We start from the raw sequence: 12,152 nt of genomic DNA, 5'->3' as shown, positions 1-12,152 counted from the left end.
TTTTTTTTTAATTACTTTCCATTAGATGAGAAACATACGCTACTGTTTCAGGTTGTGTTGCTTCAATTTCATTAATTTTTTCAGCAAATTGTGGCAAATGTTCCTTATGGGCAACTAATAATTCATCCAATAATGTTTTAGCCATCACTCCACCTGGTACTAAGGGATTCACTGTAAAGGCATGTAACGCTGTGCCATAATCGCCATCAATCGCGGCACGAATAACGGTTTCTTCCATCCCTTTCATCATTTGAATAATACCTCTTGCTGCTGGTGGGAACGCTCCCCAGTTGTAAGGCTCTGGTCCGTGACTTGTAACGGGTCCCGATACTTCAACAATACAATCATATGGTAAATCTGTAATCGTTCCATTATTAGCTGTTGAAACAACCATATCTGTACGTTTGTCATTTTGAATCGAAGCAATCAGTTCACAAGCAGCATCACTATAGTGAGTACCCCCACGTTCTTCTAATTCTTTCGGTTTATAATCTAAATTAGGATCTTTATAAAGTTCAAATAAACGAGCCTCTGTTGCTTTGACCACTTGTGCTCTTGTCTCACCCTTTTTAAATTCTTCAATTGAATGTTCTAACATTTCGTCTTCAATATAGTAATAACGATGATAGCCACATGGCAACATTCCTAAATCTTTAATTTGTTCATAATGGAATGGCACGTTGTGAATGTTTTTCAAATGACTTTCTGTTTCACTTTGCGGTCCATAAATCAGATCAATCAATTCAGCTGTCCGTTCTTTTCCTGTTTTATCCCAAACACGATGCCAATGGAAATGATTAATTCCTGCAAATTTAAAGAACAACTCATCTTCTGGTAAATTTAATTTTTCAGCAGCTTGTTTACGATGTCCAATCGGAACATTACATAAGCCAGCTGTTTTTTTCCATCCACCATGCTTGATTGCTGCTTCTGTCACCATTCCAGCTGGATTAGTAAAGTTCACCAACCATGCGTCTGGACATAATTCTTCCATATCTTTAATAATATCTAAAATCACTGGAATCGTTCTAAAGGCTTTGAACATTCCACCCGCGCCATTGGTTTCTTGACCTAAAACACCATGAGATAAAGGAATTCGTTCATCTTTGATTCGAGCATTTAATAAACCCACACGGAATTGTGTTGAAACATAATCGGCATCTTTTAAAGCTTCACGACGGTTTAATGTTAAATGAACTGTCCAAGGAAGCCCCGCTGCTTTTACCATCCGTTTAGCCATCTCACCAACAATTGCAAGCTTTTCTTTGCCTTCTTCAATATCTACAAGCCAAATTTCTTTAATGGGTAATTCATCTTTACGTTTAATATACCCTTCAATCAATTCTGGTGTATAACTTGAACCGCCACCAATAGTTACAATCTTCAATGCATCTCTTGTCATAAAAATCCTCCTATTATTAAAGCGTTTTCTTTCCTGTCTTTACTATAATCTGTGTAATGCATTACATGTCAAGGAACATTTCAAATAAAAATTTTTTAGGATTTCGCTTTACAAAAGGAACGTTTGTTCGTATAATAGTTTTAACTATTTTAACTTGTTAGGAGGAACTCATATGAAAACCTATCAAATCCACGGGAAAGTTATTTCGGATATCAAAATCATCAGTACTTCAACTGGTACGCCTTTCGCTCGTTTTACTTTGGAGCATAAAGATAAACCTTATAATTGCTTGATTGCTGGACAAAAAGCCTTTAACTTTCTATATGAAGTGAAAAATGGAAGTTTTTTGCTACTAGAAGTTCTTCCTAACGAACGAAAACAATTAGTTGTTAAACAGTATCAACTTAAACAAAAATTAACTACCTCATTTCAATATAAAGGTTTACACTATCCTCATAAGAAATTTAATCGCTAGACGTGGTTCTTTTCTTTTTCATAACTAGTATTTCCTTAGTAAAAAGTTTATACTATTAGGTATGAAAGAAACTTGTTTTGAGGTGAAAAAAATGAATTTTGTTGCACTGGATTTTGAAACAGCTAACCATGAACGACATAGTGCTTGTTCAGTAGCTTTAACAGTGGTTCGTAACAGTCAAATCGTTGATAACTATTACACACTGATTAAACCTGAGACTCCTTTTTTCTGGCGTAATGTCCAAGTTCACGGCATCCACGAACGGGATGTAGCAAATGCGCCAAACTTTGCAAAAGTATGGGACGATATGAAGCCCTGTTTCAAAGAAAACAAATTGATTGTAGCTCATAATTTACCTTTTGATCAAGGGGTTTTAAATGGCTGTCTTGACTACTATGAAATTGAACGCCCTCATTTCCAAACACTATGTACCGTTCAATCAAGTCGTAGACTCTTAACGGAACTACCTAATCATAAGCTAAACACTGTCTGTGATCATTTTGGTATCAACTTAGAAAATCACCACTATGCATTAGATGACAGCAATGCTTGTGCGACTATTTTATTGCATTTAGAAAATAATTTTGGCACAGAACCTTTAAAAAAATTAGTAAAACACGTATAAAAAAAACGACCAAATCTCAAAGATTTGGTCGTTTTTTTAGGCATCAATCATTTTGCTCATTAGTTGAACATCTAAATATTCCCCATCATCATAGACACCACGTTTTAATAGCCCCTCTTGCTCAAAGCCCATTTTCTCATAGAGATGAATAGCTCGTTGGTTTCGGTCTTGTACCGTCAATTCTAAGCGTCTGATGACCTTTGATTCTTCCGCCCAAATAATGAGTTCTTCCATCAGCATCGTACCTAGCCCAAAGCCCCAAAAATCCTTAGAAATCGAGATTCCAATTTCTCCTATATGTTTCATTTTAGGTTTTGCTTCCGCTTTAACGCTTGCCGTTCCGATTATTTGCTCACCTAGTATGGCTACTAACAATAAATTGTTTTCAGAATTCAAAATGTTTTCAATAAAATATTTTTCATCTTCTTCAGATATCGCTAACCCTTCTGCACCATAAGAAAGAAAGCCTGTTTCTGTCGCAACACCTTCTAAAAAGCGCAACACCTCTTTTGCATCATCTGGAATCGCTTCTCTGATTACAATATCGATTTTTTCTTTTTTCATCGTGTGTCGCTCCTTTTGGTATCATTTATCTTCAAAATAATTAGCTACTATTTGTTCGTACTGTGCTCCCACTGGTTCAAAAACAAGATTTCGTTCAGAAAAATCTTCCCCCATCGGCACCAATTTAATTTTTAAAAATTCCTTTGGCAAATCTTCTGGGATAAAGGTCGCCCATTCAACAATCGACACGCCTTCTCCTTGAAAATATTCTTCCAATCCTAACTCATCTCCGCCCACTTCTTCTAAACGGTAAACGTCCATATGATAAAGTGGCAATCGACCTGATTGGTATTCTCGAATCAAGGTATAAGTTGGACTTTTAATGACTTCTTTAATACCTAAACCTTCTGCGATGCCTTTAGTAAATGTTGTTTTACCAGCACCAAGATTTCCTTCTAATAAAAGAACACTGCCTTCTTTTAAAAAATCCGCTAAGCTTTTAGCGATTTCCTTTGTTTCTGCTTCGTTTTTCGCATGTTTTGTACGCATTGGCTCCGCTCCTTTTCAAATGGAGAAACGTAACGTTCTCAATCCTTTAATAAGTAGTATAACGAAAGTCTAAAGAAATTTCTATTAACTTCTTTACCATATAAGAAGTTTCTGCTAATAAAAAAGGCCTATTAAAAAATAGACCTTTTCTCTTAAAACATCATTTTTGTAATGCGTTCCACAGCTTTCATTAAAGCGCCCGTTGCTTGATCTTGCATATTTTCTGCTTGATCAAAGGCTGCGATATCAACCTCATGCTTCGCTACATCGATACTGTCGGTCATTGCTTGACAGCCTTCAACAAATTCTTTGTACGCTTTTAATAATTGACTATTTACACCCAATAATTTGATTGGTGCTTTTAAACCTTTTAATTTTGCTTCGATTGCAACGTATTTTTGGGTACCCTCTGCAAAGTTTTCTTTAATGGTGCTTAATTCTTCTGTTGAAATAGCTGCTAAATCTTTCTTGTCTAACGCTCCACGTAACACTTCAAAGTATTCACTTAAACGTTCGCCATTGTCTTCCGTATCTGTAATTGCTGTATTCACGGTTTGAATGTAAAAATTTGGATTTGCTTTCATTAAATTCCCTCAACATTTCTTTAGTAATTTTTTTAATCGCTAGATAACATTCATTATACCTTTTAACTGAAATGAGGTAAATAGAATTTTTTTAAGTTATCTCTAGCTACCTTTATTCATCGATTTCTCCATTTAAATGAACAACTTAAACCACATTTCATTTTTGAATATTTATTTTACTTATAAATTACAAATGCGATGATTTTTATCACTATTGTGCTATTTAACTATTATATAAATTCTATAAATGATAATATAAAATAGATTTATGATAATTAAATTTATATTAAAAGGAGAAGGTATGATGAAAAAAAGTATTTCAGTACTGTGTTTATCTATGATTATTTTAGGAAGTTCAACAATGATTGGTCAAAGTGTCGGTGCTTCAGAATTACAAGAAAATCAACAAGCAACTGTAAAAAATAATATCACAGAATTAAAGGTTGATTCTTATGGTGGAGAATGGGAACATGATTATTTAGATCCAAACCCTGTCAAAGCTTGGAGAAATATGGATACAAATCAAGTGGAGATACATGGTAATAGTTTATATAGTGTAGCAGGTATCGTTTTTGAAAGCCATTTAGATGTAGTTGGAAAACAAACAGGAAAATCATATTACAGCAAATCAGCAGGTATTTTGGAACAGATTCCTAGCGTAGATATTATTTTAGACAACAAAGATATTATTGATGATGAATTGGAAGTTAGCCTCTATGCAGATTGGCAAGGTAACGGACCAATAGAAAGAAGTTATGCGTCTGCTACAATACACATGCAATAAAAAAACTTCTTAGAACTAAAAAGCATTCCTAAAAAATTAATATTTTAGGTTTTTTTAAAATTTTGATATCCTTAACTATTTTAATTGAGCTCGGTCAATGATGTGGAATTTGCATCATTTGATTAGCTCTTTTTTCTCGTTCTATCCTTTCTTATTGATCATAAAAAAAACGTTTAATACTAACCTCATACATAAAGAATTCAGCTAGTGTATAGAAAATAAAATAAAAAAATAGAGCGAAAGATTCGCTCTATAGAAATTCTACAATTTTAAGTTTAGTGCATTTAATTAGCACTATGCTAATACGCTCTTTTAGTTCATCAAGCTTTGTGCAGCTGTAATGATTGATAATTTGTATACATCTTCTTCGTTACATCCACGAGACAGATCTGAAACTGGTTTGTTTAAACCTTGCAAGATTGGACCAATGGCTTCGAAGTTTCCAAAACGCTGTGCAATTTTGTAGCCAATGTTTCCTGATTGTAATTCTGGGAAAACAAAGACAGTTGCTTGACCTGCTACTTTTGAATCAGGTGCTTTTTGTTGTCCTACAGAAGCGATATAAGCTGCATCAAATTGTAATTCTCCATCAATTAAAACATCTGGAGCCAATTCTTGAGCAATTTTTGTTGCTTCTTCTACTTTTTTAGCTTCAGGAGCATTTGCTGATCCTTTTGTTGAGAAGCTTAGCATTGCTACCTTTGGATCGATATCGAATAAAGCGGCTGTTTTTGCACTTTCAACAGCGATTTCAGCTAATTCTTGAGCATTTGGGTTCACATTGATTGCGCAATCTGAGAATAAATATTTTTCGTTATCGCGGCCACGTAACATGATGAATGCACCACTTGTACGTGAAACGCCTGGTTTTGTTTTAATAATTTGCAATGCTGGACGAACCGTATCTCCTGTTGAATGAACCGCACCACTTACTAAACCATCTGTTAAGCCCATGTAAGTCAACATTGTTCCAAAGTAATTTTCGTCTTTTAATAATTCTCTAGCTTGTTCTTCTGATACTTTTCCTTTACGACGTTCAACTAATGATGCTACCATAGCGTCAATTTCTGCATAATTTGCAGGGTCGATGATTTCGATATTGTCAACGTTAAAGCCACGTTTTTTAGCCGCTTCAGAAACTGCTTCAACACTCCCAATCAACACAGGAGAAACCAATTCTTCAGATGCTAAACGAACAGCAGCACCAATAATACGAGGCTCAGTTCCTTCAGGAAATACCACACGAATTTTTTTTCTTACAATTTTAAACTTTAGACTATCAAATAACTCCACAATACTTACCTCCAGCAAATTATCATATTTTCTTCTATTCTACCATATCTTATTCAAAAAAAAAATAACAGTTTTTTCAGCTGTTTTCTATAAGAAATCCCTAAAGAACAAATATTCTTAAATTAAAACTAATACAGTTTCTATATAGTATCACCCAAAAAGTGTTACACAGTTTCTGGTAGCTGCCAATTGATTGGGGTTTCGCCAAATTTTATTAATGCTTCGTTCGTTTTTGAGAAAGGTTTTGAACCAAAAAATCCTCTGTAAGCCGATAATGGACTTGGATGTGGCGCTGTTATGACTGCGTGCCTTGTTGTATCGATTAATTTTAGTTTAGAAATAGATGGTTTTCCCCATAAAATAAACACAATCGGCGTTGCTCGTTCATTTAATTTTTTAATCACAGCATCTGTCAATGTTTCCCATCCTTGACCACGATGAGAATTTGCTTGTCCATTTCGAACTGTTAGAACTGTATTTAATAACAAGACGCCTTGCTCAGCCCATGCTTTCAAATACCCGTGATTCACAGGAGGAATCCCTAAATCCGATTGCAACTCTTTGTATATATTTACCAAAGAAGGGGGCGTTTTGATTGTTGGTTGAACTGAAAAGCTTAATCCATGAGCTTGGTTAGGTCCATGATAAGGATCTTGTCCTAAAATCACTACTTTGACTTTATCATAAGGCGTCCATTCAAAAGCCTCCCAAATGTGGTTCATCTCTGGAAAAATAACTTGTTCTTGATATTCTTTTTTTAAAAATTGTCTTAATTGTTGATAATAAGGCGCTTCAAATTCATCTTTTAACACCTCTTGCCACTCATTATGAATAAGTTCTTTCATTCTTTTATCCTCCTTTAATTAGGCTACTACTTAAATTCTACTAAAAAAACCGTATTGTATCAATCGTTATTTAATATTATTATAAATTGCCATTCTCCTTTTTATAACGTAAAAAAACCTCTTTATCAAACTTTTTAAGTTTCTTTTCAGTCATTTAATGGTAAACTTAAAATGAATCTAACATATTGGGGGATACATCATGATAGAACTTATTGCATCAGATATGGACGGAACTTTGTTAAATGAAAAAATGGTTATTTCAAAAACCAACGCTGAAGCGATTGCTGAAGCAGAACGTCGTGGCATTCGTTTTATGGTCTCAACTGGGCGTGGCTATACTGAAGCTCATCCTTTACTGGCTGAAGTAGGAATTAGTTGTCCGATGATTACACTTAACGGCGCGCAAGTTTACGATGAATTTGGTCAAATTATTGACAATATCGGAATTGATAAAGCAACAGTCCATGCTATTTTAAAAACATTAAAAGAACACAATATCTATGCCGAAATGGTCACTTCAAAAGGAATCTATTCAGAAAGTAAAGTTAAACGGATTGAATCTGTGGCTTCTTTACTAGTCAATTTAAATCCTGATACCACTTATAAAATGGGCGTTGTTCTCGCTGCTGCTCGTTTAGAATTAATGAATATTAACTATGTTGATGATTATCAAGAACTTGTAAATGATGAGTCAATTGAAGTTTTAAAATTAATCGCCTTTAGCGATGATGGTCAACGTACCTTGCAACCAATCAAAGAGCAACTTGAAAGCTTAGGAACATTAGCGATTACATCTTCATTTATCAACAATATCGAAATCAATCATAAAAACGCTCAAAAAGGCATTGCTTTAAAACGAACCGCTAAAAAATTAGGGATTCCATTAGAAAACGTGATGGCAATTGGCGATAATTTTAACGATGTCTCCATGCTAGATGTTGCGGGTGTTAGCTTTGCGATGGAAAATGCGGAAGAAGACGTTAAAAAACATGCGAAACACCTGACTTCTAATAACAATGAAAATGGTGTCGCTGAAGCCATTATGCGCAGTATCAATGAAAACTTATAATTTTCTATTGACAATAAGACGGATTTAACGTAAAAATAAAATAACAACTTATGCTACACCCGATATATAAGGAGGAAATTCCCAAATGACAGTTATTCCAAAAACATTAACAATTGCCGGTAGTGATTCAAGTGGTGGCGCTGGTATCCAAGCCGATTTAAAAACATTTGAAGAATATAGCACCTATGGTTTGTCTGCTCTAACAACCATTGTTACCATGGATCCTGACAACGATTGGCATCACAATGTCTTTCCAATTGACGTTGCTATCGTGAAGGAACAGCTAAAAACAAATTTAGCAGGTGGAAAAATCGATGCAATGAAAACAGGAATGCTTGGAACGGTTCCTATTATTGACTTAGTTGCTGAAACGATTAAAACGCATCAGTTAGAAAATATCGTGATTGATCCAGTAATGGTTTGTAAAGGTGAGGATGAGGTCTTAAATCCAGATAGTGCCGATGCATTAAGAGATCAGTTGATTCCCTTAGCAACTATCACTACACCTAATTTATTTGAAGCGGGTGTTTTATCTGGTTTAGGTAAATTAACCAATCTAGAGGACATGAAAAAAGCTGCTGAAAAAATCCATGCACGGGGTGCGAAAAACGTGGTGATTAAAGGCGGAAAAGCCTTAGCTGGTGATAAAGCCATCGACCTTTTTTATGACGGTTCTGAATTTACTGTGTTAGAAACAGAAAAAATCACCCCGGCCCATAACCATGGAGCTGGTTGTACGTTTGCAGCTGCAATTACTGCTGGACTAGCAAACGGTCTTTCTGTTAAAGACGCTGTTTTAAAAGCAAAAGACTTTGTTTCAGAAGCAATCCGTAGTGGCTTTGATTTCAACGAGTATGTTGGCCCTGTTTTCCATGGTGGCTATCGTTTAACAAAACAAGATAAAATTTAAGTTCTCATAAAAAAAAGCAGAAATGAAAGTTAATAAATTTCATTTCTGCTTTTTCCTATTTCAACAAGTTCTTTTACACTATCTAGAGAAATATCTACCATATTTTCAACTGCTTTTTCTGTATAAAAAGCAATATGTGGCGTTAACAGTACGTCACTACGATCTAATAATTCTTGTAATCTTGTGTCTTCTATTGTTTTGCCACGCCAATCATGAGAAAAATAAGCTGTTTCATTTTCATAGGTATCCAAAGCAGCTCCTGCCACTTTCCCACTATTTAAACCTGACAATAAAGCATCCGTATCAACTAAGCTGCCTCGTGCAGTGTTAACAAGATAAACACCTTGTTTCATTTGATTGATTGCGGCTTCGTTAATCATGTGAAAATTACTTTCTAGAGCTGGTGCATGTAAGGTGATTAAATCAGATTGTTGGAAAAGCTCTGCTATTTCTTCTACATAAGTAACGCGATCCTTTAAATCAGGATTTTGATAAACGTCATACGCTAAAATTTTGCTTCCAAATCCTTGATAAATATCAATTGCACTCTGGCCAATTCGACCAGTGCCAATCACGCCAACTGTCATATGCTTCAATTCCTTTGAAATTAAACCACTCCAACGAAAATCTTGCTCTTCCATACGTTGATTAAATGCAGGGACACGACGAATTAATTGCAATGCTTGGCTAACTGAAAATTCCGCAATTGCACTCGGTGAGTATCCTGGTACATTGGTCACTTTCACGTTATTTTTTTTAGCAGCTTCGATGTCTACACTGTCATAGCCAACCGAACGAATTGCAAAACTGTGAATACCTAATTGAGCTATTGATTGGAACATTTCTGCTTCATAAGCGCTCGTTTGTAACGCACAAATACCATCATAGCCTTTAGCTAGAAAAGCTGTTTCTGCAGTAATCCTTGCATCCGTCATTGCTACTTCGATTTTATTGCGTTTTGCCCATTTTTCGATATATTTCCTTTCATCTTCTCGAACATTATACGCAATTAACTTCATCTTCTCTTCCTCATTTCGTGAAATTTTCTTTTTTTACTTTAGCACATTCTCCCTCATTTGAATACTAACACATTACGATATTTAGGTTATTTTAATATTTTTTTACACCTAAAATTGAAAAAATCTTATGCTTTTCGTAACTGATTTAATCTTGGTTTTGTGCTATTCTATCCATAGAGGTGGATAATTATGATTCATTTATATATGAAACAACAATTTGTATCCATGCAAGAGCGTATTATTATTAAAGACGAGTCTGGAAAAGATTGCTATCTACTCATTGGAAAATGGGGAAATGTTGGCGATGGTCTTTATCTATATAAAATTGACGGTACATTAGTTGCTGAAGCAAAGCAAACCCTACTGTCAATTTTGCCTAAATTCGATTTGTATCTTGCAGATCAAAAAGTAGGAAGCTTATCTAAACATTACGGCTTAAAAATGCCTTTTTTTAAAGTAAGCAAGCTTCACTGGCTGGTGACTGGGGATTTTTACAATCATCATTACCAAATAAAAAAAGGACACCAGTTAATTATGACGATGGAAAAAAGTTATTTGCCTACTGGAGACTTTTACGCCCTATCCATTGAAGATCCTAAAGATGCTCCGATTTGCTTATGTATCGCAGTAATACTAGATCATTTATTGCTCAATCGACTTCCTCAAAAGGTTCGAAATCGCCGTATTTCTTTTCAACCGTATTAAGACTCTTTTTTCTAAACTTACTAAAAACCGTTAAACCACTAAGTGATTTAACGGTTTTTTTATTTTTCAGTTATTTCTTTTTGCATATGATTGTACAGATGTCCACTGATTGTCACTTCACCGTTCTTTTTGAAGCCCATTCGCTCATACAATTTTTGTGCTTGCGGGTTTTGTTGATCGCAATTTAAACCAATTACTTTTTGACCGTCTTCTAAAGCAAAATCTGGAAGAGCTGCTAACAACTCTGTTCCAACTCCTTGCCCACGGAAAGCTTCTTTTGTAACAATTGAATCAAGGTACCATTCATTTGGAAATGTTTCTGGTTCTGTAAATAGTTGAATCGATGTATCAAACCCTTTTTCTTGAATAATTTCTGTTAATGGTGCATCAATTAGCGGTTCAATTGCTCCTGGATAACCAAAAACAATCCCAGCTATCTCACCGTTCTTTTCCCATACATGGCCATGATTGTAGCTGTAACGATAATCTTCCGTTTGAATACCGGCAATCAATAATTCAATCACCTGTTCTCTTGATAAAGTTTTAAAAACATCTAATTCCATATCTTCTAGAATCACCATAATCATCGGCGCAATCGATGCTGCATCTGCTTTTGTTGCTTTTCTAATCATTGCTATTCCTCTTTTCCTTTAGATAGTTATTCGTAACGCTCGTTTAATAAATTCTGCAGTTGCTTGTTGTTGTTCTTCAATCAATTGTTGACTTGGTTTAGTATCATATAAATAAAGTTGTTCTGCTGCTGATTCTGTTAATCCAATAATTAATCTAGCCATTTGTTTAGGATTTAACGTGACATCCATTTCTTTTTTTTGAATGGCTTCTTCTAAAATAGCAGCAACAAATTCATAATAAGGTTCATAGATGGTTTCCCATTCTGTTAAATAATCACTTGAAGCTAAACCCGCATACGTCAGAGCTATCACTTCAGAGTATCGATTCGTCAAAGTAAAACTAACCTCAACCAGTTGGTTGAGTTGTTCTGTAAAAGCTGCTCGTGAATTGACTTCTTTTTTGGCTACCGCTAAAATTTCTTTCACTACTTCTTCTGCAATTGCCGGCATAATCGCTAATTTTGAAGGGAAGTATAAATAAAAAGTTCCTTGTGCAACGCCTGCATGCTTAACAATGTCAGAGATTTTTGTTTGTTCTAACCCTTTTTCCGTAAAAATCGCAATCGCTGCTTCGATTAATTTTTGTTTTTTATCTTTCATAAAGTCCTCCTATCAAAAATGACTGACTTTCATTCATTTTATTTTAAATAATCAAAATTGTCAACTATAGTATAAGTTCTGACGCTTTCATTCTATTCATTAAAGTATCTTAAATGCTTCACTCTAAACTCCTTACAAAGAATGTCATATCTTATG

The 12,152-nt window shown here is 34.9% G+C and carries 15 protein-coding genes; 6 read left to right on the top strand and 9 right to left on the bottom strand.

Going from position 1 to position 12,152, the window contains the following annotated elements; translation table 11 throughout:
* Positions 1-7 precede the first annotated feature (7 nt).
* On the bottom strand, positions 8-1,402 hold the full coding sequence (locus BR52_RS00410; protein WP_034568228.1) for a 6-phospho-beta-glucosidase: 1,395 nt from the start codon (positions 1,400-1,402) through the stop codon (positions 8-10).
* A 172-nt stretch (positions 1,403-1,574) separates the two neighbouring features.
* Here BR52_RS00410 and BR52_RS00405 point away from each other — a divergent pair, with 172 nt between their 5' ends.
* Together BR52_RS00405 and BR52_RS00400 are read left to right on the top strand one after the other, a co-directional pair.
* On the top strand, positions 1,575-1,877 hold the full coding sequence (locus BR52_RS00405; RefSeq protein WP_034568227.1) for a hypothetical protein: 303 nt from the start codon (positions 1,575-1,577) through the stop codon (positions 1,875-1,877).
* 91 nt (positions 1,878-1,968) lie between these two features.
* Complete coding sequence (locus BR52_RS00400; protein ID WP_034568226.1) at positions 1,969-2,502, top strand: 3'-5' exonuclease; 534 nt, start codon at positions 1,969-1,971, stop codon at positions 2,500-2,502.
* A 36-nt stretch (positions 2,503-2,538) separates the two neighbouring features.
* On the opposite strand, the gene BR52_RS00395 is transcribed toward BR52_RS00400, so the two are convergent.
* The 3 genes from BR52_RS00395 to BR52_RS00385 all read right to left on the bottom strand — a co-directional run bounded on the left by BR52_RS00395 (position 2,539) and on the right by BR52_RS00385 (position 4,139).
* Positions 2,539-3,066, bottom strand: coding sequence for a GNAT family N-acetyltransferase (locus BR52_RS00395; RefSeq protein ID WP_034568225.1), 528 nt, complete (start codon positions 3,064-3,066; stop codon positions 2,539-2,541).
* Between the two features lie 21 nt (positions 3,067-3,087).
* A complete protein-coding gene (tsaE, locus tag BR52_RS00390; RefSeq protein WP_034568224.1) occupies positions 3,088-3,555 on the bottom strand; it encodes a tRNA (adenosine(37)-N6)-threonylcarbamoyltransferase complex ATPase subunit type 1 TsaE in 468 nt (155 codons plus the stop codon).
* Between the two features lie 152 nt (positions 3,556-3,707).
* Entirely contained in the window at positions 3,708-4,139 is a 432-nt protein-coding gene (locus BR52_RS00385) for a hypothetical protein (protein WP_034568223.1), read from the bottom strand.
* A gap of 304 nt (positions 4,140-4,443) precedes the next feature.
* On the opposite strand from BR52_RS00385, the gene BR52_RS00380 reads away from it, so the two are divergent.
* Complete coding sequence (locus BR52_RS00380; RefSeq protein ID WP_034568222.1) at positions 4,444-4,923, top strand: hypothetical protein; 480 nt, start codon at positions 4,444-4,446, stop codon at positions 4,921-4,923.
* Between the two features lie 312 nt (positions 4,924-5,235).
* On the opposite strand, the gene pta is transcribed toward BR52_RS00380, so the two are convergent.
* Together pta and BR52_RS00370 are read right to left on the bottom strand one after the other, a co-directional pair.
* Positions 5,236-6,216 (bottom strand): phosphate acetyltransferase, encoded by a 981-nt coding sequence (gene pta / locus BR52_RS00375; protein ID WP_034568221.1) that lies wholly within the window; start codon positions 6,214-6,216, stop codon positions 5,236-5,238.
* Between the two features lie 164 nt (positions 6,217-6,380).
* Positions 6,381-7,061 (bottom strand): uracil-DNA glycosylase, encoded by a 681-nt coding sequence (locus BR52_RS00370; protein WP_034568220.1) that lies wholly within the window; start codon positions 7,059-7,061, stop codon positions 6,381-6,383.
* 199 nt (positions 7,062-7,260) lie between these two features.
* Between BR52_RS00370 and BR52_RS00365 the strand changes: the two genes are divergently transcribed.
* Positions 7,261-8,130, top strand: a complete 870-nt coding sequence (locus BR52_RS00365) for a Cof-type HAD-IIB family hydrolase (RefSeq protein WP_034568219.1) — start codon at positions 7,261-7,263, stop codon at positions 8,128-8,130.
* Positions 8,131-8,215: 85 nt separating this feature from the next.
* Complete coding sequence (pdxK, locus tag BR52_RS00360) at positions 8,216-9,040, top strand: pyridoxine/pyridoxal/pyridoxamine kinase (RefSeq protein WP_034568218.1); 825 nt, start codon at positions 8,216-8,218, stop codon at positions 9,038-9,040.
* A 29-nt stretch (positions 9,041-9,069) separates the two neighbouring features.
* On the opposite strand, the gene BR52_RS00355 is transcribed toward pdxK, so the two are convergent.
* A complete protein-coding gene (locus tag BR52_RS00355) occupies positions 9,070-10,059 on the bottom strand; it encodes a D-2-hydroxyacid dehydrogenase (RefSeq protein WP_034568217.1) in 990 nt (329 codons plus the stop codon).
* A 189-nt stretch (positions 10,060-10,248) separates the two neighbouring features.
* Here BR52_RS00355 and BR52_RS00350 point away from each other — a divergent pair, with 189 nt between their 5' ends.
* Positions 10,249-10,764, top strand: a complete 516-nt coding sequence (locus BR52_RS00350; protein ID WP_034568216.1) for an LURP-one-related/scramblase family protein — start codon at positions 10,249-10,251, stop codon at positions 10,762-10,764.
* Positions 10,765-10,823: 59 nt separating this feature from the next.
* Here the strand turns inward: BR52_RS00350 and BR52_RS00345 are convergent, their stop codons facing one another.
* A complete protein-coding gene (locus BR52_RS00345) occupies positions 10,824-11,396 on the bottom strand; it encodes a GNAT family N-acetyltransferase (protein ID WP_034568215.1) in 573 nt (190 codons plus the stop codon).
* An 18-nt stretch (positions 11,397-11,414) separates the two neighbouring features.
* Positions 11,415-11,996, bottom strand: a complete 582-nt coding sequence (locus BR52_RS00340) for a TetR/AcrR family transcriptional regulator (protein ID WP_034568214.1) — start codon at positions 11,994-11,996, stop codon at positions 11,415-11,417.
* Positions 11,997-12,152: the final 156 nt, after the last annotated feature.

Source organism: Carnobacterium divergens DSM 20623 (genome assembly GCF_000744255.1).
GTDB classification, from domain to species: domain Bacteria; phylum Bacillota; class Bacilli; order Lactobacillales; family Carnobacteriaceae; genus Carnobacterium; species Carnobacterium divergens.
The sequence above is the reverse complement of the archived record's forward strand: the minus strand, read 5'-3'. Positions and strand labels throughout refer to the sequence as shown.

Bases quoted from the DNA above. Each gene is read 5' to 3' on its own strand.
- BR52_RS00410 (WP_034568228.1), bottom strand. From the start codon at position 1,402: ATGACAAGAGATGCATTGAAGATTGTAACTATTGGTGGCGGTTCAAGT.
- BR52_RS00405 (WP_034568227.1), top strand. From the start codon at position 1,575: ATGAAAACCTATCAAATCCACGGGAAAGTTATTTCGGATATCAAAATC.
- BR52_RS00400 (WP_034568226.1), top strand. From the start codon at position 1,969: ATGAATTTTGTTGCACTGGATTTTGAAACAGCTAACCATGAACGACAT.
- BR52_RS00395 (WP_034568225.1), bottom strand. From the start codon at position 3,066: ATGAAAAAAGAAAAAATCGATATTGTAATCAGAGAAGCGATTCCAGAT.
- tsaE (WP_034568224.1), bottom strand. From the start codon at position 3,555: ATGCGTACAAAACATGCGAAAAACGAAGCAGAAACAAAGGAAATCGCT.
- BR52_RS00385 (WP_034568223.1), bottom strand. From the start codon at position 4,139: ATGAAAGCAAATCCAAATTTTTACATTCAAACCGTGAATACAGCAATT.
- BR52_RS00380 (WP_034568222.1), top strand. From the start codon at position 4,444: ATGAAAAAAAGTATTTCAGTACTGTGTTTATCTATGATTATTTTAGGA.
- BR52_RS00370 (WP_034568220.1), bottom strand. From the start codon at position 7,061: ATGAAAGAACTTATTCATAATGAGTGGCAAGAGGTGTTAAAAGATGAA.
- BR52_RS00365 (WP_034568219.1), top strand. From the start codon at position 7,261: ATGATAGAACTTATTGCATCAGATATGGACGGAACTTTGTTAAATGAA.
- pdxK (WP_034568218.1), top strand. From the start codon at position 8,216: ATGACAGTTATTCCAAAAACATTAACAATTGCCGGTAGTGATTCAAGT.
- BR52_RS00355 (WP_034568217.1), bottom strand. From the start codon at position 10,059: ATGAAGTTAATTGCGTATAATGTTCGAGAAGATGAAAGGAAATATATC.
- BR52_RS00350 (WP_034568216.1), top strand. From the start codon at position 10,249: ATGATTCATTTATATATGAAACAACAATTTGTATCCATGCAAGAGCGT.
- BR52_RS00345 (WP_034568215.1), bottom strand. From the start codon at position 11,396: ATGATTAGAAAAGCAACAAAAGCAGATGCAGCATCGATTGCGCCGATG.
- BR52_RS00340 (WP_034568214.1), bottom strand. From the start codon at position 11,996: ATGAAAGATAAAAAACAAAAATTAATCGAAGCAGCGATTGCGATTTTT.